Annotated in this window: 16 protein-coding genes; 13 read left to right on the top strand and 3 right to left on the bottom strand. The window is 54.2% G+C overall.

Going from position 1 to position 25932, the window contains the following annotated elements:
• Position 1: 1 nt before the first annotated feature.
• Positions 2–400 (bottom strand): GNAT family N-acetyltransferase, encoded by a 399-nt coding sequence (locus tag MKY96_RS27480; RefSeq protein WP_340945400.1) that lies wholly within the window; start codon positions 398–400, stop codon positions 2–4.
• 102 nt (positions 401–502) lie between these two features.
• Here MKY96_RS27480 and MKY96_RS27475 point away from each other — a divergent pair, with 102 nt between their 5' ends.
• The 4 genes from MKY96_RS27475 to MKY96_RS27460 all read left to right on the top strand — a co-directional run bounded on the left by MKY96_RS27475 (position 503) and on the right by MKY96_RS27460 (position 4811).
• Entirely contained in the window at positions 503–985 is a 483-nt protein-coding gene (locus MKY96_RS27475; protein ID WP_340945398.1) for a copper amine oxidase N-terminal domain-containing protein, read from the top strand.
• 223 nt (positions 986–1208) lie between these two features.
• Complete coding sequence (locus MKY96_RS27470; protein ID WP_445671501.1) at positions 1209–1814, top strand: hypothetical protein; 606 nt, start codon at positions 1209–1211, stop codon at positions 1812–1814.
• Positions 1815–2209: 395 nt separating this feature from the next.
• A complete protein-coding gene (locus MKY96_RS27465) occupies positions 2210–3910 on the top strand; it encodes a DUF4127 family protein (RefSeq protein ID WP_340945395.1) in 1701 nt (566 codons plus the stop codon).
• A gap of 172 nt (positions 3911–4082) precedes the next feature.
• Positions 4083–4811, top strand: a complete 729-nt coding sequence (locus MKY96_RS27460) for a protein-glutamine gamma-glutamyltransferase (RefSeq protein ID WP_340945393.1) — start codon at positions 4083–4085, stop codon at positions 4809–4811.
• Positions 4812–4823: 12 nt separating this feature from the next.
• On the opposite strand, the gene MKY96_RS27455 is transcribed toward MKY96_RS27460, so the two are convergent.
• Both MKY96_RS27455 and MKY96_RS27450 read right to left on the bottom strand, forming a co-directional pair.
• Complete coding sequence (locus tag MKY96_RS27455) at positions 4824–6440, bottom strand: response regulator (protein ID WP_340945390.1); 1617 nt, start codon at positions 6438–6440, stop codon at positions 4824–4826.
• Positions 6415–8307 (bottom strand): cache domain-containing sensor histidine kinase, encoded by a 1893-nt coding sequence (locus MKY96_RS27450; protein WP_340945387.1) that lies wholly within the window; start codon positions 8305–8307, stop codon positions 6415–6417. The genes MKY96_RS27455 and MKY96_RS27450 overlap by 26 nt, the downstream gene beginning before the upstream one ends.
• A gap of 81 nt (positions 8308–8388) precedes the next feature.
• Between MKY96_RS27450 and MKY96_RS27445 the strand changes: the two genes are divergently transcribed.
• From MKY96_RS27445 to MKY96_RS27405, 9 genes are all read left to right on the top strand, one after another.
• Positions 8389–9864: an ABC transporter substrate-binding protein gene (locus tag MKY96_RS27445; RefSeq protein ID WP_340945385.1), complete on the top strand. Its 1476-nt coding sequence runs from the start codon at positions 8389–8391 to the stop codon at positions 9862–9864.
• Positions 9865–10114: 250 nt separating this feature from the next.
• Positions 10115–12022 (top strand): collagen-like protein, encoded by a 1908-nt coding sequence (locus MKY96_RS27440; protein WP_340945382.1) that lies wholly within the window; start codon positions 10115–10117, stop codon positions 12020–12022.
• Between the two features lie 1085 nt (positions 12023–13107).
• Complete coding sequence (locus tag MKY96_RS27435; RefSeq protein WP_340945380.1) at positions 13108–14097, top strand: ABC transporter permease; 990 nt, start codon at positions 13108–13110, stop codon at positions 14095–14097.
• Between the two features lie 45 nt (positions 14098–14142).
• The gene (locus MKY96_RS27430; RefSeq protein WP_076077305.1) at positions 14143–15036 is read left to right on the top strand and encodes a carbohydrate ABC transporter permease; all 894 of its coding nucleotides are present in this window, start codon (positions 14143–14145) and stop codon (positions 15034–15036) included.
• Positions 15037–15089: 53 nt separating this feature from the next.
• Positions 15090–16643, top strand: coding sequence for an ABC transporter substrate-binding protein (locus tag MKY96_RS27425; RefSeq protein ID WP_340945378.1), 1554 nt, complete (start codon positions 15090–15092; stop codon positions 16641–16643).
• 135 nt (positions 16644–16778) lie between these two features.
• On the top strand, positions 16779–20246 hold the full coding sequence (locus tag MKY96_RS27420) for a carbohydrate-binding domain-containing protein (protein ID WP_340945376.1): 3468 nt from the start codon (positions 16779–16781) through the stop codon (positions 20244–20246).
• A 138-nt stretch (positions 20247–20384) separates the two neighbouring features.
• Positions 20385–22112 carry a glycoside hydrolase family 3 protein gene (locus MKY96_RS27415; RefSeq protein ID WP_340945374.1) on the top strand — a complete coding sequence of 576 codons (1728 nt, stop codon included), beginning with the start codon at positions 20385–20387 and terminating at the stop codon, positions 22110–22112.
• Positions 22109–23257 carry a glycoside hydrolase family 88/105 protein gene (locus MKY96_RS27410; protein ID WP_340945371.1) on the top strand — a complete coding sequence of 383 codons (1149 nt, stop codon included), beginning with the start codon at positions 22109–22111 and terminating at the stop codon, positions 23255–23257. Before MKY96_RS27415 ends, MKY96_RS27410 begins: the two co-directional genes overlap by 4 nt.
• A complete protein-coding gene (locus MKY96_RS27405; protein ID WP_340945368.1) occupies positions 23247–25256 on the top strand; it encodes a hypothetical protein in 2010 nt (669 codons plus the stop codon). The genes MKY96_RS27410 and MKY96_RS27405 overlap by 11 nt, the downstream gene beginning before the upstream one ends.
• Positions 25257–25932 lie beyond the last annotated feature (676 nt).

The raw sequence follows: 25932 nt of genomic DNA, 5'->3' as shown, positions 1-25932 counted from the left end.
CTTAATGTTTCCGGGCGATCCGAAACGCATTATTAGCCTGTTCAAAGCCGATCTGAGGATAGAACGATAGAGCTTCCTCGGAAGACAGCAGCACGATGGACACCTGATCTCCTAATGTCTCCTGAAGCAGCTGCACCAGGTCTTTGCCTATATTCTGCTTCTGATACTCCTTAATGACGGCCAGATCCGACAGATAACAGCAGTAGCAATAGTCGGTGATGGCCCGTGCCAATCCTACCACCCGGTCGCCATCCCAGCAGCTAATTAGGATATCGGCTTGATCGATCATTTTCTCCATACGGTCTAAATCATTGTGAGGACGCTTAAGCCCTGATAATCTAAACACCTCGGCCATTTGTTCAGGCAGCAATTTTTCGTTGACCTTAAATTCTAATGCCATAATGATTCTCCTTTTACATTCATTTTTATTATTCTAAGCTATAAATGAGCACCATTGGATAAAGAATACTCTTGCATCGTCTATAACTAAGTGGAGGTTTCTATGAGAAAAATAGTGAGCGTATTTCTCAGTGTCGCAGTGATTTCAATGAGCATTGGAGTGAATAGTATATTTGCTTCAGCTGCACCCGTTGGTAATATAGCTAGTGTCACATCTTCCAGAGAACATCCAAGTATTTTTATCAATAATGAAAAATTAGATATCTACGCTAATGTATCAACTCTAGGGACAACTCTTGTTCCTATGCGGCCTATATTTGAGGCTTATGGAATGACAGTAGAATGGGATAACACTACTAAAACAGTTACTGCGACAAAAGGAGATATTAAAATTAAGTTAACAAATAATTTATTTGAGGGGGTTGTGAACGGAAGTAAAGTGGTATTAACTCAGGCTCCTTCTTTAGAACCTGATAGTAATATATTCTTTGTGAATTTAAGATTTATCTCTGAAGCACTTGGTGCACAGGTGACTTGGAATAAAACGGCTAATGATGCCTCCGTGTATATTAATTTTCCTGAATAATACTGAATGAATTTAAAGAGCCTACCGTTCAAATGGGTAGGCTTTTTATGTTGAGAAGACTTACGGGTATATCCAACACTGTATCCGGGTAGATAGTACCAAAAAGAAAGAAAGTATTGACATAAATTTAACTTTAATCATAAATAATGTTAATATTATGTCAATCTTGGGTTCATTTGCTTTGATATAATTTCTGCTAAGTAAGTGAAAGGAGATTGGAGTGTTGAAAAAAGAGCTAGGATTATTGATGTTATTGAGTACTATTTTGCTGTCAGGGTGTGGGGGGGATAAGCCCGCAACAGTCACAAAAGGTACGGGGGATTTGCCCAGTAAACAAGTAATAACTCAACCGGAACAGAATAAAGATCGTTCTGGAGATTGTACTGTAGACCGTATAAGCTTGGATAGTGAAACAGCACAAAATTTCTATGGAACTTGGAAAGTTGAGAAACTTCTAGGGTTCGCAAATTCATACAATGATGCTTCCGAATATCCAACAGGGCAAAAAATTATTGGAGATAAAGTTATCATCGAAAAAGACTTTTTTTCATCAAAAGGACTCAAAAACTATAAAAATTATCAATATGAACTTAAAAATCCATTATATCAGAATACAGCGACATGCTATAACTCTACCTCTTTTTATAGATTGTATAAAATTCAAATTCCAGACTTAAATGAAAATGATGAGGTACAGGCAATAGATATAAGTGACCCTTCTACAAAAATGAGCATACCTGTAAGTTTAAGCTTTTTAGCTGTTAATGACGACAGGCTTATCTTGTTATCAGAGGCAACTATTTTTGAGCTTAAAAAAATTACTGATTAATGAATTAAGGTTATGTTTTTAAACAAGAAAGGTCAGCCTTTTTAGCTGACCTTTCTTGTTTATGCCGTAAAACGATTAAACTATAGTGTATATACTGGATATTTGTGAGTATAACCCATGCCTTTACAGAATAAATTTGCCCCCTTCCTCTTGAAGAGTTCCTTCCTACACTATAAAGAGAGATTAGATTCCTTTTTTACAACCATTTCCCAAATAATAAGAACAAATGTTCCTATATTTTAACACTGTAAATACTAGAGTCAATGTAAATTCCCTTTTATGGACGCGTGGCAAAAAAAATTATTGTTCTGGTTGTAATCCATCAGTGTAAATTACCTTATATAGTGAGGGCATCTGTTCTGAGCCTATCTGCTAACTAGAGGAGTGTGATAGAAATGAAGAAAGTGCTATATGTACCATTGGATGACCGGCCTGTAAATCTGGATGATGTGATTGTGCAGGGCAGATCGGCGGGGATTCATGTGATCACACCGGATGTAACGGACCTTAAGAATCGCTTGGATTCGGAAAAGACAGTATCGGGCACAACCCTGCTGACCACTTCCTCACCGGCTTATGGAGATACCGCAAAAATCCGGCAATGGATTCTGGATCATGCGGCGTCCGTGGACGGTTTTATTCTGTCGGCGGACATGCTTGCCTACGGGGGATTGATTGGGAGCCGCCGTCTCCGGGCGGATGCGGGTGGTGCCTACCCGGCGTATGACGCTGCAATTACACATCTGCTGGACGTCATCCGTGAAGTGAAGCAAGTCTACCCGGACAAGCCGGTGTATGTAATGGATACGATTATGAGGCTGGCGACCACCTCTTTTGCGGAAGGGCTGGACCTCGCGGCGTATACGGAGTCCCGCAATTTCATGCTTCAGCCGCGCAGAAGCTTCACGCAGTTCGACGATATTCTCAGCGGATATAACCTGTCCCCGACTGGCGACTATGGCAGTACGTCTACTTTTGATAAAGAGCAGTATTACAATACCAGAGCGCATAAATTCAAGACGAACCGCTATATTCTGGAGGTGCTGGTGCAGGAGGGCTCTATTGATTTCCTTGCAGTCGGTGTGGATGATGCCAATACTCAGGGTGTGCAGATCAACGAGATTCACTATATGGAAGCAGGTATTAATGAATGGCTGGGCGGGACCCATGGTCAAAATCCGGACCGGGCGGTCATTCTCCCGGATGCTGACGGACTGGGACAGTCGTTACTGGCGCGGATGGCGAATCAGCTCTACCGGAATGGGGCCGCCACCAGGTATACCGTTGAATATTTCGGACCGCATGGCTCTACCCTTACGAGTCCGTATGAATATATGGATGTGCATCAGAACATCCTGCGCCATCTGGATATTGTAGGGGGTGAGGCGGTAGGTGATGCCCGTGAGGTGGAGATTATCGCGATTACTGCAGCGGATCAGGTGCTGGCTGCGGTTAACCGTATCGAAGATAACGATTCCCGCCTCGTCCCGTCGGTAGTGATTGACTGTGTCGGCGCAGGTGCAGCAGATGCAAGGATAACTGAGGCTCTGCTGGGCAGCAGGCATACTGGCGCGCTATTAGGATATAGCGGCTGGAATACGCCGGGGAACAAAATCGGCCTCGCACTGGGCATGGCCCAGGCCCGGTATGCTTATGTCGTTACAGAGACCGATGCAACGGCGCTGGATCTTGCAGTTAACGCTCACGGCTCGCTATTGTTCAAGCGCTTCCTGAAGGATTACTTCTACAAAAGGCTGGCGATTGGCGAAATCCGGACGTACTCCAGAGCCCATTCGCTCTATGAGAATGTTGCAACGTTTACAGATCAGAATATGCTGTTGTTTAATAGCCCGGAAGACTATGCTCATCTGCAGGACATGCTTAGAGAGCGGATGCAGGTACACACAGCTACCCTGGCCGGAGCATGTGCCTTCCTGATCGGCAGTGCGGAACCGGCGTGCAGTATCCGGCAGGTTAGCGGAAACGGCTGGTCTTTCTCCGAATACGCCAGTGCGGTACTTCCATACGATGATCCCGATTATATTTGGGGCCGTGCCTTTGAAATAACTTTGAATCCTCATGTCACGTTAGAATAATAGGTGTCCCTGATAGGCAGCTCTCCGTGGATAGATTACGGGGGGCTGTCTTGTTGTAAGTGTGTATTTGCAGGGGGATTTGTTGCTGAGTTCATCTCCTGCGCACCAATAGGAGGCCCGACACGTACAATAACCTATATTTCATGACAAGAAGACGAAAGGGGGAAGCAGAATGGGGTATGGATATGCGGCTCCGGCGGATATGGCTTTTGAGAGTAGAATGCGGGGGGAGATTATTGCGGCAGCCCGGGCAATGAATGTAGGGGGGACTGATTTCTCGACCTTCAGTAACTCCCGCTGCAATCCGAGATATTGGAATCGTACAGCGGGCGGCGGTTTTGAATTGAAGGCAGGGGTCGCGCCTTCGGCAGCGATTAATGATATTTTTGTGAATGGACAGCTGTATGCCTTTGAATGTGCTATGGCGATGGTGATGATTCTATATAGAGCAACCATTAACATGATCGGGGAGGCGGCCTTTAACCGTTATTTCACCGGCCTGTACCTGTGGGACTGGAACTATGACAGCAATCTGAAGCTGATTACCACGTTCAACCGGGCCGAGCTGCAGCCGGGCGATGTGGTCTATTTCAAGAATCCCGACCATGATCCGGCTAAGCCGGAATGGCAGGGGGAGAACGCGATTATGTTGTCCAGAGACAGTTACTACGGACACGGGCTCGGGATTAAGAATGCCACTCAGATGATAACCTCGCTTAACAGGGAGCGGGTGCCGGGCAGCCGGACCTCAGCCTATCTGGCGGATGAGGGGCTTCACCCGGATTTTGCCTATATTGCTTCTCTTGGCAACTCACGACTGAGCCCGCCGGTCTCCGCCAAAGTGAATGCAAAAACGTCCATCTTCTCCAGAATAGGTACGAAATCCTATATTGTTCGCTAGAGCGGCAGCGGTCTAATCCTTGGCCGAACGGAACTTGAGCGGGTGGAGGCCGGTGGTTTTTTTGAACACAGTACTGAAATAATGGGGATTCTCATAGCCGACCCGCTCTGAGATCTCCATGACCTTCAGGTCCGTGGTCAGCAGCAGCTCCTTCGCTTTGCCTATGCGGATCTGGGTGATATAGTCGGTAATGGTTCCGCCGGTCTCCTTCTTGAACAGCAGGCTGATGTAGTTAGGTGTCAGAAACACCTCCTCGGCAATCCTGGACACGGACAGCTCCGAGGCGTATCCCTCCTGAACGATGGTGCGGATGCTGCTGACGATCCGGCTGTTCCTGGAGGTGTTCTTGCCTGCTACATAAGCGCTTAAGTCATGCAGGAGCGACAGCATATGCGCCTTAAGGCCGGTGATCGTGGTCTGCTGGTACAGCTTATCCATGATGCTAATCCGGTCGCTTAGCACCTGCCCAATATCCTCATCTATCTCATACAGGGCTCTGGCGGAGGTGAAAATCATCTCCGCGCAGATACTCTGCACGTATTCAATTCTATGCTTGGGACCGGCCAGTCCATCGAACAGCTGCTCCAGCAGCCGGGTGACGGTGTCCGTATGTCCTGCCTTCAATTCATTCATCAGCCGGGCCTGAAGTTTATAGATAAAGGTGCTCTGCAGCTTCTCTGTGTCGGGCTGGATATCGTTAATGTAGAGGACGGAGGCAGGCCCGGTATAGAATTTGTACACCAGCGCGGCCAGCGCATCCTTATAGGAATCCTCAAGCTGGCCCGCCAGCGGACAAGCCCGCCCGATGCCGACGGAGGCATCCAGCCGCAGATACTTCTGAATATTAGCGATGATGTGTTCGCAGGTCCCGGAGATGGAGTGGGACGGAGGTGTCTGCGGGGTGCAGATCACCATAATGAATTCGTTCTCGCTGGCCACGAAGCTGATGGCACAGGGGTGGCTGTCCAGGCTCTCCTGAATGATATTTTGGATAGAAAAATAAAGCAGCTGCTTATGCTCCTCCGAGTATTTATCCACCGCGCTCCGGTATTCATCCAGCTGGAGTACACAGACGCTGAGAAGCGTCCCCTGCTGGAAGGGCAGGGCGAAATACTGTATCTTCTGCCAGATTTCCTCCTCCCTGCGGTAGAGGCCGGTGATCAGATTCTGGAGGAATTTCTCCCGCAGCAGCGGCATATTGTCTTGCAGCTGCTGCTTAAGCTGCTCCAGATCAAGCTGCTGCTCGCGTTCCTCTGTCAGCTTGGCCACCGCCTGGCGGAAGACACTGCGGATCTCGGGCAGCTTGACCGGCTTCAGAATATATCCCTCGGCGTTCACCTTCAGCGCCTCCCGGGCGTAGGCGAAGTCCTGGGCGCCGCTGATAATAATAATCCGGGCCCTGCAGCCTGCCTCCCGCAGCTTCTCTGCTACCTCAAGCCCCCCCATTAGCGGCATCATAATGTCGGTGAATAGGATGTCAGGCCTGAGCTTCAGGCATAATTCGTAGGCCTCCAGCCCGTCTGAGGCTTCCCCGATAATCTCAATCCCGAACTCTTCCTGCCAATCGAACACACGGATCAGACTGCTGCGGATAAACGGCTCGTCATCCGCTATGATCATCGTTAACATCTTCATTCACCTCATTCCAAGTAGTGACCACCGGGAACCGGATGACAGCCAGCAGACCGCAGCCGTCTTCGGTATTGTCGTAATAACGGATGCCGTAGGACTCTCCAAAAAACTGCCGGATCCGCATATGCACATTGCGGATGCCGTAAGACTGGCTGCCCGGCTGCGGGTCTGCCAGCAGCTGGTTCAGCCGTGCGGGATCGGCACCTATTCCATCGTCGAACACGGAGATGCTAAGCAGCTCCTGCGTCTGCTCTACCCGGATGCGGATTGTGCCGGTGCCCCGCCGCTGCTGAATGCCGTGAATCAGGGCATTCTCCACCAGCGGCTGGAGACTAAGCTTCACCACCAGACATTCCTCTGCCAGCGCCCGGTCCGTCTCCTCCAGCTCATAGTGAAGCCGGTCCTGGAAGCGGAACTGCTGAATCTGCAGATAGCTCTCGACCTGCCGCAGCTCATCGCGGAGCGGGATAATATTGCGGCCCTTGCTCAGGCTGTACCGGAAAAAATCCGAGAGCGAGGTGACCATGCTGCTGATCTCGGGAATATCGTGGTTAATGGCAATCCAGTTAATGGAGTCCAGGGTATTGTAGAGAAAATGCGGATTGATCTGGGCCTGGAGCATTTGCAGCTCGGCTTCCTTTTTGCGCAGCTCGGTGACGTAGAGCTTGTCGATCAGCGCCTTAATCTGCTGGAGCAGCTTGTTGTAGCGGTTGAATAAATAGGAGAATTCGTCCTTGCGCCGGTAGCGGATGGGGATATTGAAGTTCCCGCTCTCGGCATGCGACATCGACTGGATGAACTTGCGGATCGGGGCGGAGATATTCTCGGACAGCAGCAGGGCCATCAGGAAGGAGACGAGCATGCAGATGACAATTACGACATACATCACCCGGCGGAAGGAGACCAGCTCTCCGTTAAGCTCGCGGACAGGCGAGAAGGACAGGATCGTCCAGCCGGTATTCTCCAGCGTCTTGTACGAGACGAGCATCTCCTCGCTGCCGATAGAGTGGCGGAAGGAATACAGAGCGGATGAGTGGTCTGGAGAGAGAGGGTTGCTGGTACTGTCAGCAGGGCCTATAGTCAAGCTAAGCTTGCTGTAATAATCCTGAGCGGCGATGTTCTGGCCGATGAGGGACGGCTCGGGGCTGATGGCGATGGTTCCAGCTCTGTCTGCGATGTAGACCTTACTGCCGGGCGTGGGCTTATAATGCTCCAGGAGTGTGCTGAATTCGGCTACCGGGATATCTAGGGTGAGCAGTCCGACATAGGGCAGTTGTGCATGGCGGATACCGAACAGACGCTTCGCGAATTTGAGGGTGAATCTGGAATCCAGTGAGCTAAGGCCCACCACGGCAAAATCGGCTTTGGCCGGAATGCTTAAATACCAGGGCTTCAAGGTAATAAGATCGATATTGAATACACGCCGTGAGAAATTATATTGGGTATATTCCGGCCGGTTCAGCATATAGAGCATAGGGACGAAGCTGTTGCCGGAGGTCCCGTTCGCGGGGAAATCCTCAAGGATTCTGCTAAGGGCGGCCAGCTCATTAATGATTCCGGTGCTGTCTGCAGGCCGGTTGGAGGAGATGAGGTCAGCGAATTCAGAATTCAGGTACAGCGCGGTCATGGATTGATTGGCGGCTTCGAACCGCCGGGCCAGATTATCCTGAACCAGATTGAAGTTATTCTCAATCGATGTATTCATATTCCGGGTAATGATCCCGGCGGATTTGTTATAGATGGTGACCGAGATGATCGTGGTCGGGAGGAGAACGAGGAAGAGAAAGTAGAGGATCAGACGGCTGCGGATGCTGAAGTTATACAGGAAGAGAGCCTTCGACAACGAATCGTAATATTTCTTCATCGGAGTCCTCCTTCAGTAAGTCAATAATTGGTATACATTGTAAAACGCTTGAAGTCAGGATGTCAACGCAGGAGGTGCGGTGTGAAAAGGTTACTGTTCTATCTTATTGCCATCTTAGGATGCGGGCTGGCTATCTATACTTTTGTCTATGACCGCCCGCTGCTGCCGGACCTCACTCAAGGCGAGAAGGCTCTACCGGCGGCGCAGACCATCCGGGTGAGGGTCGCCCTGTCTGACTGGACGGAGAACCTGGAAGTGAAGAATGCCATCAGCCATTATAATAAAACGAATCCCGATCAGATTGAGATCGTAGTGATGAACCTTGCTACAGACGCCTACGACGATACCTTAAATATGCTGATGACCTCCGGGCAGGGGCCGGATGTGTTCAGTGTCGATAACGCCTGGCTGGCCACTTACGTCAACAAGGGGTATCTTGCTAATCTGTCTGCTGATCTGGATGCCGGATGGCTGTTGCGTTTTCCGGTATGGGCCAGGAAGTACGCGTCCGGCTCGTTGTTCAAGGGCGGAATCTACTTCATGCCCTCCAGTATTGATACCGTGCGTCTGATCTATAATAAGCAATTGTTCCGGACCGCCGGACTTGACCCGGAGCAGCCTCCGCTTACCTTCGCCGCACTGGAGCAGGCGGCCCTGCAGATCAGCCGGGCCGGAGCGCCGGTGAACAAATACGGCTTCGCGTTGCCCGCCGGGGATAGCCGGGCCAGTCTCCAGGCCGGGCTGGAGCTATCGAATACCTTCAGCGGTTATTATCTCTATGATTACCGGTCGGGCCGTTATGACCTGAGTGTGTATGCCCCTTGGCTGCAAATGGTGCGGGAGATGAAGCAGCAGGGCAGCCTCTACCCGGGGGAGACTCTTCTGAAGCTGAGCAGCGCGCTCCGGCAGTTCGCGGATGGCAATATCGGTATGATGTATGTTACCAGCAAAGATTATGTCAAGCTGCAGGAGTATATGCCTAAGGATGACTGGGGGGTGGCGCTCCCTCCGGCGGCAGACCTGTCACGGCGCGGGGCCGGGGCCCTGATGATGGTCCCCCAAGCTCCGCTGGTGGTGAACAGTGCGGCGCAGAGCCGGGAGGCTGCGGTGAAGGTCTGGACTTTTCTTCAATCGAAGGAGTTCCTGGGCATGCTGTATCAGCAGGCGCTCGCCCTCCCGGTGACAGACGGAATTATGGATAAGCCGGGCGCTTCACGCGGGCTGCGCCACTTCAGGGAATTCTATCCCACCGCAGCAGAATCGATCTATCCGCTATCCCCGCAGATCATGGACCAGTATGATCCGAATACGGTATCCATGGAGCCGCGTTATTCAGGCGACCGTCCAAGAATGCAGCTGTATCTGCGGATCATCGCGGGGGACATTCCTCTGGACCAGGGACTGGGCAGCGAGAGTGAGCGGCTGAATCAGATGCTGGACATTGCAGCTACCGGGTATTCTTTTCGGCGTGAGGAATATATCTATCCGCAGTTCGATCCCCGCGCCCCGTTATTGGGGGAGAGCCTGCAGAACCGTTCGAGCAGCGGACGGGAATAGAATAGGCTTATATTCAGGGACCTTTCCCGGCCATTGCGGCTCGCGGGAGGTCCCTTTTGTGTTGTCTCCTATTTATATGGGATGTCTGCCGGAATCTAGCTCTACTGCACACACCGTGCCGGAATCGCAGAATATTACTATATTGATCCATCTTTCTGCTGCTAGCTTCTATGTAGTCAAAAGATAGATTAAGCGAGGAAAGGACAATCTAGCAGTAGAATACAAATCTGTCGTTAAAGGAGATTGGGAAATGACTCTACTATCTACAGGACCACTGGAAAACAATGCAGTTGGAGGGGTAAGACCCACCACACAGGTTACGGTCAGAATAGATAACCGCAGCAGCGTTTCAGCTTCTACAGTATTGGTACAAGGCTATTACATGCAGGGGGGCATGCGGGTACTGTATGTCAGTCAACCACTTAATATAGCTGCCAATGAATCTATTACTTCTACTTATTATGCGGATTTGGATGCTTTTGAATTTGTGTTTGTCACTCCGGCTACTGGGGATGACCCGATTCAGATCTCCGTATGGGGCAAGAGCAGCACCGGCCAGCTCGTCACCGCCCACCGGGTGGTCTCGGCTGAATTATTGGGCGATACTGGCGGTACGGGGGCCACTGGAGCGACGGGAGTAACGGGCCCGACAGGCCCGACAGGCGCAACGGGCGCAGGAGTGACCGGGGCGACTGGTGCTGGAGCGACCGGAGTGACGGGCCCGACAGGCGGGACAGGCGCAACGGGCGTGACGGGCGTGACGGGTCCAACAGGCGCAACGGGCGCGGGAGTGACCGGTGCAACGGGTGCGACCGGAGTGACGGGTCCGACAGGCGGGACAGGCGCAACGGGTGTGGGAGTGACCGGGGCGACTGGAGCAACGGGTGGGACCGGAGTAACGGGCCCGACAGGCGCAACAGGCGCAACGGGAGCAGGGGTGACCGGGGCGACGGGCCCGACGGGCGCAACAGGCGCAGGAGTGACGGGGGCGACCGGAGCCACAGGCCCGACAGGCGCAACTGGCGTAGGGGTGACGGGAGCGACTGGAGCAGGGGCGACCGGGGCGACCGGAGTGACAGGTCCGACAGGTGCAACTGGCGCAGGGGTGACCGGCGTGACGGGCCCGACAGGCGCAACAGGCGTGGGAGTGACCGGGGCGACCGGGGTGACGGGTCCGACAGGCGCAACAGGCGCAACGGGCGCGGGGGTGACCGGGGCGACCGGGACTGGAGCGACCGGAGTGACGGGTCCGACAGGCGCAACGGGAGTGGGAGTAACCGGGGCGACTGGGGCTGGAGCGACTGGAGTGACGGGCCCGACAGGCGCAACGGGCGCGGGAGTGACCGGTGCAACGGGTGCGACCGGAGTGACAGGCCCGACAGGCGCAACGGGCGCAACGGGCGTGGGAGTAACCGGGGCGACCGGGGCTGGAGCGACTGGAGTGACGGGTCCGACAGGCGGGACAGGCGCAACGGGCGCGGGAGTGACCGGTGCAACGGGTGCGACCGGAGTGACAGGCCCGACAGGCGCAACGGGAGTGACAGGTGCGACCGGTGCGACCGGTGCGACAGGCGCAACGGGAGTGGGAGTGGCAGGAGTGGCAGGAGAGGCGGGAGCAGCAGGAGCTACGGGGGTGACCGGAGCGACTGGAGCGACCGGTGCGACTGGCCCGAATTTTGCATCAGAAGGGTTCTCCGCATTGCTGCCGACGTTCTCGGCCACGACCAGTACGCAGCTTACGGGCTGGACGGTGACTTCGCCTTACTATGACAGTGCGACATTTAATGAGACTACCGGTAACTATACCATTCCAGCAACAGGCCGATATTCGTTTGAGGCGACCATTAACTACAGCACTACGGCTGCAATCTCCATTGCGATAGGTGCGGGAATTGATCCGGCTTTTGTGGTGCGGAGAACGTCTCCTACCGTGACAGATCTGGTCACCGGACTGTTCCCTCTGCTGAATGTTAACATTGCGCTTGTGTTGTCCCTGCGGACGATACTGGGCAATGGCACAGTAACCTTGACGGGTGAATTTGAATTAACGGCAGGCGATGTAATCGGACTGTTCTATGTAGCAGACGGATTAACTATTCCGCTTGATCTTGGCGGCTCCTCGTCGGGCGTCGTATGGTCTGTTCACAGACTGACTTAATCCCGGCAGGCGGATCAGACCCATAAGCTTCAGCTAAAAGAGCGTTCCACAGGGATCATTGTGGAGCGCCTTTTTTGTTGTATAGGAAACTATAGTTTCCTTCTGCTGTGGAAAAGGGGTGTGTAAATTTGTGGATACGAGTTCTTTAAATGATTCGTAGAATGGCTTTGATGCTGAATGTGACTGAAGGCTGAGGGTATGCTTACAACCGAATACAATTGGCTGTTACAGCGGAATATGGACCCAATCTAAGTGAAAAACAGCATACATTATACTCGCAAGCAGGCATATGAACCAATGTAAGTGAAAAACAGCATACATTGAGCTCGCAAGCAGGCGCACGCCCTGAATATATGTGAAAAACAGCATACATTATACTCGGAAGCAGGCATACGACCTGAATGTATGTGAAAAACAGCATACATTGTGTTCGCGCGAAGGTAATCTTGTTTAACCGCAGGGTGATTATGTTCAAATATAAGAATTTATATGTTGCACACGATAAATTATCCTTCTATTTCCCGCTGAAACGGTACCGTCCTTTAAAAGGACGGCAAAGCCGTTTCCACTTGCTGTTTAGGAAATTATGATTTTTGGCAGTAACATTTTAAGAGGAATCCTACAATAAGTGCAACAAATACTGCTCCAAAGAAGCGGTCAATGCTGAAATCCTGCACGAACTGCAACAAATTCAGCGCTAACTTGCTCGAAGCACCGGAATTTGTGCAAATCATGCAACATTGTACTTGCAACCAGTAAAAGGTATAGGTGAATCCTGCCAAAAGTGCAACATTACTGCTCCTTAAAAGCGGCCGGCGAGAAGGCGAGTGGACAAAATGTATGCGAAAAACCGAACACAATGCGTTGCCGCGAAGATGCGTGGGCGGGATGCAGCCTAAAAGGGAGCACGGGGAGCATTACTGCCCCTGAATTCGCAGATGTCCAGAAGCAGAAGCGAGGCCCTTCCAAACTCCGTAGGATTTTGAACTTTTATTATAGATGGCCTTATTTAGCATGGGGCCTCCTGCGGCTACACTTAAGTCAGGGAAGAGGGAGACTGCTGAAGGAATCAGGAGGCGGAAGGAATGATTACTCAAGGGAAGAGAAGTGTGGCGGGTCCGGGCAGCAGCTTACCGGTACGCAAGAGCACGAAGAAGAAGCCCATGATGCTGAAGCATCTGCTGAAGCATAAGGTGCTGCTGCTGATGCTGCTGCCGGGCGTAGTATTTTTACTGATCAACAATTATCTGCCGATGTTCGGGATTGTGATTGCGTTCAAGAATATCAACTATGTAGACGGGATTCTAGGCAGTCCGTGGGTGGGGCTGGATAACTTCAAATTCCTGTTCGCCACCTCGGATGCCTGGATTATCACCCGCAATACGGTGCTCTACAACTTCGTGTTCATTGTGCTTAATCTGCTCTTCGCCGTATCCATCGCGGTGGCCCTGAATGAGCTGAGGAACAAGCTGGCCGCCAAATTCTATCAGAGCATCATGTTCTTCCCCTACTTCCTGTCGATGGTGGTGGTGAGCTATCTGGTGTTCGCTTTTCTGAATGTTGAATACGGTTTCATTAATAAAGGGGTCTTTGCCCTGTTCGGGCTGGATGAGCTGAACTGGTATTCGGAGCCGAAGTATTGGCCGTTCATTCTGCCGCTGATCAATCTCTGGAAAGGGGTGGGCTATGGCTGTGTCATCTATCTGGCGGCGATTATCGGCATTGACAACGAGTACTATGAAGCGGCTCTGATCGACGGTGCCAGCAAGTGGAAGCAGATTCTGCACATCACCATTCCGCTGATCCGGCCGGTCATTATTATTACAACGATTCTGGCGATCGGGGGCATCTTCCGTTCCGACTTCGGGCTGTTCTACCAGACGACACTGAACTCCGGGGCGCTGTACCCGACCACACTGGTCATCGACACCTACGTCTATAACGCGCTGATTAATATGGGTAACCTGGGGATGTCCGCAGCGGCCGGATTATACCAATCGGTGGTCGGCTTTTTCCTGGTCCTCGGCTCGAACTGGATCGTGCGTAAGGTTGACAAGGATCAGGCGGTTTTCTAGATAAAAGTCAGGCGGTGCACGTACCCTAAGAAGGAGTGGAAATCCGTGGCTAATAACGAAATATCCCGATTCACTAACGTTCTCCTCCATATTATTTTTATCATCCTGTCTCTGGCCTGCCTGCTGCCGATTGTACTCGTCTTCATGATCTCCATTACCGACTACGATTACATCGTGCGCAACGGGTATCAATTCATCCCGGAGAAGCTTAGCCTGGAAGCTTACGCGTATATCTTCAAGGATTACAGCGTGGTGCTGCGGGCCTACGGCATCTCGTTCTTCGTCACCATTACCGGAACGCTGGTCAGTGTGTTCATCTCCTCCCTGTATGCGTATCCGATCTCGCGAGCTGATTTCCGGTACCGGGGAGTGTTCGCTTTCCTGATCTTCTTCACCATGCTGTTCGGCGGCGGGCTGGTACCGTGGTATATGGTCTACACCCAGGTGCTCGACCTCAAGAACTCCATCTGGGCGCTGGTTGTGCCGATGCTGCTGTCCCCGTTCAATGTGCTGATTATGAAGACGTACTTCCAGATGAGCGTGCCACCCGCGCTGATTGAAGCCTCTACGATTGACGGGGCGGGGGAGCTGCGGACGTTCTTCCGGATCGTGTTCCCGCTGTCGCTGCCGGTGTTTGCGACCATTGGGCTGTTTAACACGCTGCATTACTGGAATGACTGGTTTAACAGCATGATTTTCATTACCGATACAGACCTCTATTCCCTCCAATATCTCATGTACAAAATGATCTCCCAGGCAGACTACCTGAGCCGCAACGGGGCACTTATTCAAGGCTCGGCCACCGAGCTAGCCAAATTGCCGGGCGAGACGATCCGCATGGCGATGGCGCTGATCGGCATTGGGCCGATTGTGCTGGCCTATCCGTTCTTCCAGCGGTATTTCATCAAAGGACTGACGCTCGGCTCTATCAAAGGCTAACCTCGGCATTCACCGATTAGCATATATTGTTCCATCAAGGGGAGGAAAAAAGTATGGCAGGTAAAAAAGTCACAGGTCTGCTGCTGTCGCTTGTACTGATAGCCGGGTTCACCCTGGCCGGATGCTCGGGGAACAACGGCAACACAGCGGCGCCTACAGAGAAAGCGGGAGAGAGCACCACAGCCCCGGCGGCAACGAAGGAAGCTACAGGAACGGAAGCAGGCGGAACGGAGGCGCCGGGTGCGCTTGAGCCGGTGGAGCTGTCCCTGTATCTGCCCGGCGGGCCGGATAAGGATGTGGCGTCTGTAGAGCAGGAGATCAACGCCTACCTGAAGGATAAAATCAACGCCACGATCAAGATCAACCAGCTGAGCTGGGATAAGCCGGCCGACAAGGTCAACCTGATGATCCAGTCCGGCGAGGTGTTCGACATGGTCTATACCTGGAACTTCATGACCAACGCCGCGAAGGGGGCGTATCTGCCGCTGGAGGAGCTGCTGGACACCTATGCCAAGGAGACAAAGGCACAGATTAATCCCGCTTACCTGCAGGCAGCCACCGTCAACGGACATTTGTATGCGGTTCCAACCGAGAAGGAGCTGGGGCAGTCGGTCGGGTTTGCTTTTGACAAAGGAATTGTCGATAAATACGGCTTCGATGTGAACAGCATTCAGAAGCTGGAGGATATTGAGCCGATGCTGAAGACAATCAAGGAGAAGGAGCCGGCCCTTTCTCCGCTGTTCATGAACCATACCGACAGCCTGCACTGGTTCACCGCGTATCCCGACAGTGAGGACTTAGACGGCAGCAATGATATCCCGACCCTGCTGGATTACAAGACCATGAAGGTGTTCAACGAATACGACACGCCGGCTATGACGGAGCGGCTGAAGCTGATCCGCAGCTGGTATGAAGCGGGCTATATCAACAAGAACGGAGCCACAGACAAGACCGAGCTGAAGGATGCGGTCAAAAGCGGCAAAGCCTGGTTCGTCTACGGCAACATGAATCCGACCTCCACCAATGACTGGACCCGGCTCGCTGAGAAGCCGATGATCATCAAGACGCTGCTGCCTGTTCAGGTCAGCACCAAGAGCCTACAAGGCTCCATGCTCGCCATCTCCAGAACCTCGAAGAACCCCGAGCGGGCCATGATGTTCATGAACCTGATCCACACCGATCCGGTGCTTTACAACCTGCTGACCTTCGGCATTGAGGGCAAGCACTACAAGAAGCTGGAGAACAATACTGTAGAGTTCATTGCGGACAGCGGCTACAACTCCGTATCCTCCTGGATGATCGGCAATGTGCTGCTGAATTACCTGAATAAGGATGAAGATCCGAAGCGCGTGCAGCTCTATACGGACTGGAATAAGAATTCGAATATTTCACCGGTCATCGGGTTTGTGTTCGATTCGACCAAGGTGCAGTCACAGATCGGGGCGCTGATCAACATCACGAAGCAGTATAAGAACACCCTGTACTCCGGGGAAAAGGACCCTGAGCCGGTCCTGAAGGAGATGAACAGCAAGCTGAAGGCCGCAGGCCTGGACGCTGTGATTACGGAAATTCAGAGTCAGCTCGACGCTTTTCTGGCCGCCAAATAAGCAGTAGAGGCCATAGCACGCCCGGTTCCCTGCCGCAAGCAGCCATAGCGGCCGCCTGCGGCAGGTACCGGGTATTCTCTTTCGCTAATCCAGCCCTTGGGGAGCCCCTATCTGATCTCAAGAGAGGGTGTTACTATGCGAATTCAGAGAATCACAGGCAAATTGCTCATTGCAGTTATGGTATGGATGTCCGCATCATTGCCCGCAGCACAGATCAGCTCCGCCGAAATGCCGCCTGCACAGGCGGTTGTGGAAGAACATGTAAATAACAGTACTGTCACAGAGGATACCTACCAGCCGTCTCCGCTGCTCTGGCAGATAGGCGAGCAGGATAACAGCTCCGCAGAATTTACAGTATATCAGGATGTGTACAGTGAGAATATTACCCTCCCCGTAAATCCCCTGAACTGGAATACAATCTCCCGCGGCATGAAGCTGGACCGCAACGCGGCGATGGAGCTAAGCTTCAATCTAACGGAAGTCCCCCTCTATGGTGTAGAGTTCAGCTTCAAGGTACTGGATGCAAGCACCGCTATTCCGCAGCTGGCCGTATTCACCAATGGCAGCTTCAGCGGGCTGATTCAGATTACCGGGCTGAATGACGGAGAGACCCCCCTTACGAACACATGGATAGAAACCTATAGACTCTACATTCCCTCAGAGCAGCTGAAGACCGGCAGCAATGAGCTGAAGCTGACCGTGGACCGCGGGCTATACGCTGATCCGCAGTCGCCAGGATATGACGGTGACAAGTATCTGTGGTTCGAATGGGATTATCTCAGGCTGGCGGCGCTGGAAGAGCGGGCCACAGAGCCTATCCATGGCAGGTATGTCCATCTGGGCAGCACGATTGCCGCCTCGACCTTCCGCTACGACGAGCATGCGATCCGCCATCTGGCCCCGATGGCCAAGTGGCTGGGCATTGCCTACAGCGGCAACTGGATGCGCACCTCCTTCTGGTCCGATACCAGCGCAGGCTGGGACCCGCAGGGCCGCAAGTACCTGGAGACGCTGCGCGACCTCAATCTTGCGCCAATGGTTAATATCATCGGCGGCAACTGGAAGACTAACAGCGAGCTGGCGGCAGGGACGATCAGCTCTGCGCTGAGGAGCTATTACAGCGGCTTTGTCAGCAAATTCGGCGATTTGTACCAGTATGCCGAGACGGGAAATGAGCCGGGATTGTTCGGCTGGGCACAGAAGGCGGTGCTGGCGCTTCATGAAATGATGGACGAGGAGAGGCAGACGAACAGCCAGCCCTACCTGAAAATTGTTGCTCCCGGCTGGGCCTACTGGCCGTATAACGGCACCCCTGACGGCTGGGAACGGGATGCTGCCCAGCGTGCGCCGATTGAAGCGCTGTCGGATGTGACCAACGGACACAGCTATGGCGGGACCGGCGTCCAGCCTTTGCCCGGCGGAAGCCTGTATGAGAATCTGCGGGTGTACAGTGATTCAGAGGAAGGCTTCGGCAAAGAGATGGCCATGAGCGAGACCGGAAGCAATGACAATCATTCCGATAATACGAAATACGGGACGTATGCTTACAGGTTCGCTTCTGCTTTTGACCGGGAGCTGCGGGGGAATATCGGGTATGCCGACCATATTATGCAGCATGCCGCCTTCTTCAATGACGGGACGGAGTTTGGCCTGTTCGATTCAGCGATCAACTGGAACACACACCGCTATGAGGACACAGCGGCGGTACCGGCTAATATAAATGAATCCGGGGAGACCAGGCTGAAGACGTTCCGCAGATTGGCCGCCGCTTACGCCACCCATGGAAGTCCGCTGGACTATGAGGTGCTGAATGCAGCTGAACTGACCGGGCTGAAGGCGTATTTCCGCGCAGTGGATACCTCGGCGCTGGGGACTACAGCCATCGGGGCTTCGTCCGATAAAATCCTGCTGAACTTCGTCAACTTTGAGACGTCGCCGGTGACGATGCAGGTGAAGGTTAAGATGCCGTCCAGCGGAGCGTATGCCGGGGAACGGTTCGGTCCAGGGGAGACGTACGCCGCCGCCTACTCCAGAGTGGAGCTTGCGGCAGATCCGTACATTACACTTACGGTCCAGCTCGGTGCCGGGGAGACGGTCCAGTATATTCTGGATGAGCAGGAGACCGCCGCGCCATCCGCACCGGGAAGTCCATCAGCAGCAGCCGTAAGCCATGAGCAAATCCGGCTGACCTGGACGGCTTCCACAGACAACGCTGCTGTCGTCAGCTATAACGTATACCGTGACGGCGGAGCGGCCCCGGTGATGAATATTCCGGGACGTCTGACCTTCTGGAGTGACTATACCGTAGCGCCGCAGACCACTTACAGCTACACAGTGCAGGCCGTAGATGACTCCGGCAATGCATCGCCTCTTAGCGCAGCCGTATCAGCGATTACACCGGTGATGCCGATTACACCGCATGCCGCAGGAGATCCGGCCAAGTTCGAGGCTGAAGCTACTGCATTTGCCTTGCCACTGAAGACCGGCAATAACAGCAGCGCCTCGGGCGGCAAGGTCGTGGAGCAGACGCATAGCGGAGGCTTAACGATCCAAGGCTTCCATTCCGTGAACGGAGGCAGCTATACCTTAACAATTGTATACGCTTCCAATGAGGAATCGAAGAAAAACATTCTCGTGAACGGCGTGAAGCAGTCCACAGTAACCCTGCCTTCTACGGGAAGCTGGACCGCGAATCTGACCGCACGGCAGTATGGGATTACCCTCCAGCCGGGCTATAACATGATCAGCTTCACCTCCGCCGGGAAGGGGGCAAATCTCGATTACTTCAAGTTGGAGGAAGGGCTGTATGTTCCGCTCTCCCACTGGTATCCGGCCGCACATGATCATCCTTACATTGACTACGCCGGATTCACCCCTGCGCCCAATGGAGTCTCCCATGTGACCTATGAGGAGGATGCCACAGCCGCCTTCAGCTTCAATGGCATTGGCGTCCGCTGGAGATCGGACATCAAGAGCGATATGGGCAGTGCGGATGTCTACGTCGATGGCGAGTATAAGGAGACTATAGTCATTCCGCAGGCAGGGCTGGAGGGCGATCATAAAATTGTCTACGAGCTTACGGGACTGGATTACGGGCTGCACCGGATAGAGATTGTAGGCAACGGCGGAAAGGTGATGGTCAGCGGGCTGGAGTATGAGAGCTACGAGTCTGTACTGCCCGCACCGGGACCGGATCTGACGGTGACGGATATCGGCTGGCATATCGTGAACAGCGACGGCAGTCCTTCCGCGCACAGCACACCGCAGCTGGGCGACTCCCTGATCTTCTGGGCCAAAGTGAAGAACATCGGCGTCCGCCCCACACCGCTTAATGCCTCGACCGGACTCGGACAGATTACCGGCGGCGCTTTCTCGGTCAACGGCGGGGTGGTCTCGTGGACGGACACGAATACCAGTGTGATTCAGCCGGGTGAGGAGATTACCTTGACGGCTAATGCCAGCGCGCAGGGAACCCCCCGGTGGACGGTGCCGACGATCGGCGAGTTTACGGTCAGCTTTTTTGTGAATGATATCTGGCGGTATGCGGAGATGAACAAGGAGAATAACAAACGGGGACAGACGCTGCAGATCAGCCTGCCCTGACGGGCTAATCAGCCGCCGGGCATTCCGCGCAGGCAATTTGTAGAATATTGAACTTATATTATAGCTGGCTGTATGTAGAGCAGCTTCGCGATCCGGTACACTGAACTGGAAGAGGACCTGCCGGGAGGAGTAGGAATTATGCAGAAGCCGTTAAGCAAGGAAGAACAGGAGTGGGTGGAGGATACGCTTGAAGCAATGAGCCTCCGTGAGCTGATCGGGCAGACGATGCAGGATCATGCAGGCAGACTGCCGTTCAAGGGAGATGATGAAGCGGGTCTCCGCAGGTATCTGGAGCAGTATCCGGTGGGCAGCTTCTTCATCGGCGGGGAGGTTATTCAGAAGGCCGCAGGCAAAGCGGAGGATTATCGGGACTGGGCGGGGATGCTGCAGGGCATCAGCAGGTTCCCGCTGCTGTTCTCCGGTGATCTGGAATTCGGGGCAGGCTCGGCCGTGAGAAGTCTCACGGCCTTCCCGCCGCTCCTTGCGCTTGCCGCCGCCGCCGATGAAGACCTGGCTTACGAATACGGCAAATATACCGCGCTGGAAGGGCGGGCAGCCGGGTTCACCTGGGCGCTGGCCCCGGGCACCGATCTGCTGCTGAACTGGATGAATCCAGTTATTACGACCCGTTGTCTCGGCGATGAGGCCGGGCGGGCGGCGCGTTTGGCCGCCGCTGTCATGCGGGGCATGCAGGAGCACGGCCTTGCGGCCTGCGCCAAGCATTTTCCCGGTGACGGGGTCGATTACAGGGATCAGCATATCATTACCACTATTAATAGTCTGTCCGAGGAGGAGTGGTTCGCCACTTACGGGCAGGTGGCCGGGGAGATGATCAGCCAGGGGGTCATGTCCTATATGACCGGACATATTGCCCTTCCCTGGATCGAAGACGGGGCAGGCGGCGCTGGATCGAAGCCGGTCCCGGCAACCGTCTCGGAGCAGATTACAACAGGGCTGCTGCGGGAGCGGCTGGGCTTCGATGGAGTAGTGTTGTCGGATGCGCTTGATATGGGCGGTTTCTTATCCTGGGGAGACTACACGCAGCGCATCATAGACTGCTTCAATTGCGGTACGGATGTGCTGCTCTGGCCGGGGGTGCGGTACTTCGCGGTGATGGAGCAGGCGGTGGAGGACGGACGCGTCAGCCGGGAACGGCTGAAGGCCAGCGTCCGGCGGATTCTGGAGCTGAAGGCGCGGCTTGGCGTACATGCTGCCCGTGCCGGGGGAGCGGATGGTAGGGCACTGCCGCTGCTGGACGACAAGCTGCCGCCTGGGCTGGACCGGCAGGTCAGACAATTCAGCCGCGAGCTGGCCGGGCGCTGCATTACCCTGGTCCGCAACCGCACCGGCCAGCTGCCGCTGAACCCGCAGGAGGTCCGCCGGGTGCTGGTCATCATGATGAACAAGGTGACGGAGGGGCGCAGATATGAGCGGATGAATCTTTTTGTGGAGCAGCTTAAGGCTAGAGGACTTGCGGTCGATATTCTGGATGAATTCGAGCCGCTGACGACACTGCGGCAATGGGAGCTGTCCGGGGTCCGCTGGGATGCCGCCTTCGCCCCCTATTTCCTTCCGCTGCACGGAATGATGAATACCGCCCGTCCGGTGGGTGAAGCGGCTAAAGCCATCTGGGCCATGCAGCAGGCGGAGACAGTCCGGCCGATCGGTATTTCGTTCGCTACGCCGTATCTGCTGCAGGACATTCCCTTCTTAGATACCCTGGTGAATGCGTATTCTCTGCATGAAGATACGGTAGAGCTGACGGTTAAGGCGCTGTTCGGAGAGATTCCGTTCCAGGGAAGCTCTCCGGTGAAGGCGGAGATTCAAGCGGGCGATTACGGTTCGGGGAGGCTTCAGATGTCTTGACTACGAAGCGGGAGTTAGCGAACAGGCAGGCATTAGAGCAGAAGCTGGAGCGAATCTGGCAATACATGCGCTCCGAACGGCACCAGGGCCATTGGGGAATGGATATAGATCATTGGGACTGGGTGCCCGGCGTGGGTGTAATCTCATTGCTGGAATACGGTACAGCGACTGGTAAAGATGAGGTGACGGATTATCTGCTGCACTGGGTGGGCCGGAATAAGCAGCAGGCCGAGGGGGTTCGGGTTATTAATTCCCTGGCTCCCTACGCGCTCTTTCCTGAGCTGTACCGGCTGACCCGGGACCCTTGGTTGCTCAGCCGGGCGCAGGAGGTTGCCGCATGGATGCTGGAGACTGCCCCCCGGACCCGGGAAGGGGCACTGGAGCATACGGTGACAGAGGCGGTGAAATTCCCGGAACAGGTATGGGCCGATACGGTGTACATGGCTGTGCTGTTCCTGGCCCGGCTTGCCGGCCTGACCGGAGACCGGGAGCTTGCCGCCGCTGCCGTGCAGCAGACGCTGCTGCACCTCCGGCTGCTCCAGGACCCGGCGACGGGGCTGTTGTTCCATGGCTGGAACAGCCGGGCAGGCAGCCATATGTCGGCAGCCCGCTGGGCCCGGGCCAATGCCTGGGTGGCACTTGCCGTCCCGGAGATTGTGGCCCTGACGGCAAGCCTGACTGCCGTTCCGCAGGAGCTATACAGCCGGTACCGCAGGCTTGCTTCTGCCCTGCGGCAGGCTCAGGGGGCCAGCGGCTTGTGGCATACGGTGCTCGATCAGCCGGATTATTATGAGGAGACCTCGGCCAGCGCCGGGATTTCCTGCGGCTTCCTGAAGGCGGTGAAAAGCGGACTGCTGGAGGATGCCTATCTGGAGAGCGCGGAGGCGGCACTTGCGGGGATTCTTCCGCTCATCCGTGAAGACGGTGAGGTGCAGGGGGTCTCGGGAGGCACCCCGGTCATGCCGTCGATAGCAGCCTATAACACCATTGAGAGATACCCGGCACTGTATGGGCAAGGGCTGGTGATGCAGCTGCTGACAGAGGCTCTGGATCTGGGGCAGATGCATCAGGAACAATCTGAGCAATCGGAGGAGACGGGTTCATTAGATGATGAAGGAAGGCAGGAGGATGACCGTGAAGGATAACGCAGAAGCTGCGGGTGGAGGGCTGGATCAGCGGCAACGGCTGATTCATAAGATGGCGGGGCTGGAATCCCGCTATGATCCGTCCATCTGTATGCTGCGCTCCCCGTTCAGCAGTCCGGGGTATCATACGACGCTGAAGCAGGCGGAGTTCATCCACTCCACCAGAGACTCGCTCAGCTATGCGCTTGGGCTGCTTGACACGGGGCTGACCGGGTATGAACAGCGGGCCTTCGATATCATCCGGCAGGTCATCTCCTTGCAGGATACCGACCCGGCAAGTGATACCTTCGGCATCTGGTCCTGGTTCTATGAGGAGCCGCTGGACCAGATGGCTCCACCGGACTGGAACTGGGCTGATTTCTGCGGCAGCCGTCTGGTGCAGGCCATCTCGCGCCACGGACACCGCTTCCCGGATGATCTGCGGGAAGCGGCAGTCTTGTCCATAGAGTGTGCCTGCGAAGCCATTATCCGGCGGAATGTCGGACCGGATTATACCAATATTGCGATTATTGGCGCGTTCGTGACCCGAATTGCCGGGGAGAAGCTGGGGCGGAAGGATTATGCGGACTATGGTCTGGAGCGGCTCAGGAGGCTGCATGCCCATACCCTGAAGCATGGGGCTTTTCAGGAATATAACAGCCCGGTCTACACCTACATTGCCATTCTGGAGCTGTCGAAGCTGCAGTCCGAGACCTCGGACTGCAGGGTTAAGGCATGGACCGGGGAGCTGCTGGATCTGACCTGGAGAACCGTGTCAGGGTATTATCACCCCGCCACGGCTCAGTGGTCCGGCCCGCATTCCCGCTGTTACGGAGTGCTGCTGGAGGACCAGAGCAAGGCGTTTCTGCAACTGGCGACAGGAGGAGCCGTGATGTTCTTCCCATGGGAGGAGCTGCCCTACGAAGAGGAATGGTATATGAGCGGCATTCATTGTCCCCCTGCCTATTTGGAGGGCTTCAAGGTTCCTGAGACGAAGGAGGTAAGGCAACGCTTGGAAGGGGAGGGGGAAGAGCAGGAGCAGGAGTGGGAGCAAGAGCAAGGGCAGGGTCAGGAGCGGGACCAGGTACTAGAGCGAGTGCGGGGGCAAGAGCAGGGTCAGGGTCGTAACGGCAGGTGGGCGGTCACTTATATGACTCCGCAGTGGAGCATGGGCTCCTTCACTTATAGTGATTTGTGGAACCAAAGACGGCCGCTGCTGGTCTATGCCAATAATAACGGACAGCCCTCATATCTCCGGCTCCGCTGCCTGCATGACGGCTATGACTACTGCTCCGCACGCTTCCAATCGCTGCAGGAAGCAGGCCATGTGCTGTTCGGGATCGATTTCATGACAGATGGCGGGGACACCCATCCGAATCTGGACCGGACCGGCGGTGTGATTGCGGCTTCGGACCTGCGGCTGCGGCTGGAGGTTGGGGGCGCTCTGGAGGGAGCTACAGCCGGATTAACAGAAGAAGGTGCGGCTATCACCATTGGAGGGACGGAGTTCGGCCTGACCACCTGGTTCGCGGCATTCAGCGGGCCAGCGGATGCAGGCAACCGATTGGTGTGGGAACTTCATAAGGCAGACGGCCGGATGAATATCGATATGATTCTCTACGCCGGTCCGCGCAGGATGCTGGACTTCACCTCCATGCAGCAAGCTGCGCTGGTGTTCTCTCTGGCGGCTGGGGAGGAGGGGAGAGCGAACTCTGCCCCGCTTCTGGAGCTGACGGATGAGGGCGGGCTGCGGGTTAGCGGCGGCGTCGAGCACAAAGAGAGCAGCACGCAGGGAGTTGCAGGAGGGAAAGCGGCGGGAGCGAATAAAGTCAACGAATGGAATGAAGTGAATGAAGTGAATGAAGTGAATGAAGCAAATGAAGCAAATGAAGCAAATGAAGCAAATGAAGCAAATGAAGTGAATGCTGAGGAGGGAGATGGGGGTGCGAAAATCGTAAAAAGCGTAAAAAGCATGACGGGCGGGTTCGTTCTTAATCTGCGGCCGGCTCCGGGAGAGTAGCTGATAACATCGGTCAAAGGCTGAATGTATGCGAAATACCGAACAGTAATTTGCTGGTACAACGGCTGATGACCAAATGTATGCGAAATACCGAATACAATTTGCTGGTGCAACGGCCGAGAACCAAATGTGTACTAAAAACCGAATACAATAGACCAGTGCACTGCACTTGAACCAAATGTATGCGGAAATCCGAATACATTCGGTGATGCTGCGATGAGGGATGGGCCCCATGCTCCGCAGCCCGTAACATTGTATAGATCCTGCAAAAAATGCAGCAATTTTGCCCAATAGAAGCGGCTTAGGCTGAAATCTTGCATGAAATGCAACAATGCCAGCGCTAAGTAGCAATAAACACCGGAATTCCTGCAAATGATGCAACAATGTACCGTAGGCGGTAACATTTTTAGAGGAATCCTGCAAAATGTGCAACAATACGATCCATACAAGCGGTCGGGTAGATATAATACTCAGAATGGGCAAGAGATAGACGGAGCACCGCCAGGAAAGGAAGAAGCACTTCAGAACGAATGCGAAAACCGGTTACAGGGTGTGGCCAAAAAGGCATATGGGCTGGAGGTACGTCGCCAGAAAGCGATGAGGCACCAGCATCGAGCATCGTTCACCCGCAGGGTAATTTGATCCTATAACCTCATAGACAGCACAAGGAGCTGGC

Origin of the sequence: Paenibacillus sp. FSL R7-0302 (genome assembly GCF_038006885.1) — a bacterium.
Classification (GTDB): Bacteria; Bacillota; Bacilli; order Paenibacillales; family Paenibacillaceae; genus Paenibacillus_AQ.
The sequence above is the reverse complement of the archived record's forward strand: the minus strand, read 5'-3'. Positions and strand labels throughout refer to the sequence as shown.

Excerpts from the sequence above, each read along its gene's own strand:
- MKY96_RS27440 (WP_340945382.1), top strand. The coding sequence starts at position 10,115 with ATGACTCTACTATCTACAGGACCACTGGAAAACAATGCAGTTGGAGGG.
- MKY96_RS27475 (WP_340945398.1), top strand. The coding sequence starts at position 503 with ATGAGAAAAATAGTGAGCGTATTTCTCAGTGTCGCAGTGATTTCAATG.
- MKY96_RS27455 (WP_340945390.1), bottom strand. The coding sequence starts at position 6,440 with ATGTTAACGATGATCATAGCGGATGACGAGCCGTTTATCCGCAGCAGT.
- MKY96_RS27420 (WP_340945376.1), top strand. The coding sequence starts at position 16,779 with ATGCGAATTCAGAGAATCACAGGCAAATTGCTCATTGCAGTTATGGTA.
- MKY96_RS27460 (WP_340945393.1), top strand. The coding sequence starts at position 4,083 with ATGGGGTATGGATATGCGGCTCCGGCGGATATGGCTTTTGAGAGTAGA.
- MKY96_RS27415 (WP_340945374.1), top strand. The coding sequence starts at position 20,385 with ATGCAGAAGCCGTTAAGCAAGGAAGAACAGGAGTGGGTGGAGGATACG.
- MKY96_RS27465 (WP_340945395.1), top strand. The coding sequence starts at position 2,210 with ATGAAGAAAGTGCTATATGTACCATTGGATGACCGGCCTGTAAATCTG.
- MKY96_RS27480 (WP_340945400.1), bottom strand. The coding sequence starts at position 400 with ATGGCATTAGAATTTAAGGTCAACGAAAAATTGCTGCCTGAACAAATG.
- MKY96_RS27435 (WP_340945380.1), top strand. The coding sequence starts at position 13,108 with ATGATTACTCAAGGGAAGAGAAGTGTGGCGGGTCCGGGCAGCAGCTTA.
- MKY96_RS27450 (WP_340945387.1), bottom strand. The coding sequence starts at position 8,307 with ATGAAGAAATATTACGATTCGTTGTCGAAGGCTCTCTTCCTGTATAAC.
- MKY96_RS27425 (WP_340945378.1), top strand. The coding sequence starts at position 15,090 with ATGGCAGGTAAAAAAGTCACAGGTCTGCTGCTGTCGCTTGTACTGATA.